The sequence below is a fragment of the Actinomyces sp. 594 genome, from assembly GCF_019325145.1.
In the GTDB taxonomy this organism is placed as follows: domain Bacteria; phylum Actinomycetota; class Actinomycetes; order Actinomycetales; family Actinomycetaceae; genus Actinomyces.
This window is the reverse complement of the sequence record NZ_PIZC01000060.1, coordinates 57,599-58,730: the sequence shown is the minus strand read 5'-3', so window position 1 is coordinate 58,730 and position 1,132 is coordinate 57,599. Positions and strand designations below refer to the sequence as shown.

The 1,132-nt window shown below is 67.9% G+C and carries 2 protein-coding genes and 1 pseudogene; all 3 read left to right on the top strand.

Annotation, left to right across the window (positions count from 1 at the left end):
* Positions 1–250, top strand: a pseudogene (locus GZ998_RS11075) (single-stranded DNA-binding protein); the annotation flags it as partial.
* 145 nt (positions 251–395) lie between these two features.
* Entirely contained in the window at positions 396–632 is a 237-nt protein-coding gene (rpsR, locus tag GZ998_RS11070; RefSeq protein ID WP_161925159.1) for a 30S ribosomal protein S18, read from the top strand.
* Between the two features lie 15 nt (positions 633–647).
* A complete protein-coding gene (gene rplI, locus GZ998_RS11065) occupies positions 648–1,103 on the top strand; it encodes a 50S ribosomal protein L9 (RefSeq protein WP_161925158.1) in 456 nt (151 codons plus the stop codon).
* The last annotated feature ends 29 nt before the right edge of the window (positions 1,104–1,132 follow it).

Genomic DNA, 1,132 nt, shown 5'->3' with positions numbered 1-1,132 from the left:
CCAGCCCCGCGGGGGCGGCCAGGGCGGCTTCAACCAGGGCTCTCAGGGCGGCGGCTACAACGCAGGCCAGCAGGGCGGATACAACCAGGGTGGCGGCCAGCAGGGCGGCTACCAGAGCTCCCAGGGCGGTCAGGGCGGTTACAGCCAGGGCGGCCAGCAGGGCAGCTACAACGCCCCGGCCGGCGGCGCCGCGGATGACCCCTGGGCCACCGGTGGCGCCACCAGCTTCGGTGACGAGCCCCCGTTCTGACCCACGTCTCCTTAACTGTGCAGCATTAGCGCAAACACAACTCTTCGCCCGGTTCGGCCGGGCGCGTGGGCGCGGTCGTCGCCCCGCATCATTCTCGCAATAGACCCACGGGTGCCAGTGGGCGCCCAAGCCAAGGAGTACCACCATGGCGAAGCCCCAGCTTCGTAAGCCGAAGAAGAAGATCGCACCGGTGAAGGCCGTCAAGGTCGGCACCATTGACTACAAGGACACCGCTACGCTGCGGAAGTTCATCTCGGACCGCGGCAAGATCCGCGCCCGCCGCGTGACCGGCGTCTCCGTGCAGGATCAGCGCAAGATCGCCAGGGCTATCAAGAACGCCCGCGAGATGGCCCTGCTGCCCTACACGAGCTCGACCCGCTGATAGGAGGCGCAGATCATGACCACCAAGCTCATTCTCACGCACGACGTGACCAACCTCGGCGCAGCCGGGGAGGTTGTGGAGGTCAAGGACGGCTACGCCCGGAACTACCTCCTGCCCCGCAAGCTGGCCACCCCGTGGACCAAGGGCGCCCAGCGCCAGATCGACCAGATGGCTGAGGCACGCCGCAAGCGCGCCATTGACTCCCTGGAGCAGGCCCAGGAGGCCCGCGCCTGGCTGGCGGGCAACGTTGTCACGGTGAGCGCCGTCTCCGGTGATAACGGCCGCCTCTTCGGAGCCGTCAGCACCGCACAGCTTGCGGACGCCGTCAAGGAGGCCGGTGGCCCGGCCATTGACCGGCGCAAGATCGAGCTCCTCCGTCCGATCAAGTCCACGGGTCGCCACAGCGCCTCCGTGCGACTGCACACCGACGTTGTTGCCCCGCTTGAGGTTAACGTCGTGGCCGCCCGCTGATCCGGGTAGCAGCCGATACGAACAAGCAC

What these genes read in the sequence shown, in the direction of transcription:
- rplI (WP_161925158.1), top strand. Translation starts at nt 648, where the DNA reads ATGACCACCAAGCTCATTCTCACGCACGACGTGACCAACCTCGGCGCA.
- rpsR (WP_161925159.1), top strand. Translation starts at nt 396, where the DNA reads ATGGCGAAGCCCCAGCTTCGTAAGCCGAAGAAGAAGATCGCACCGGTG.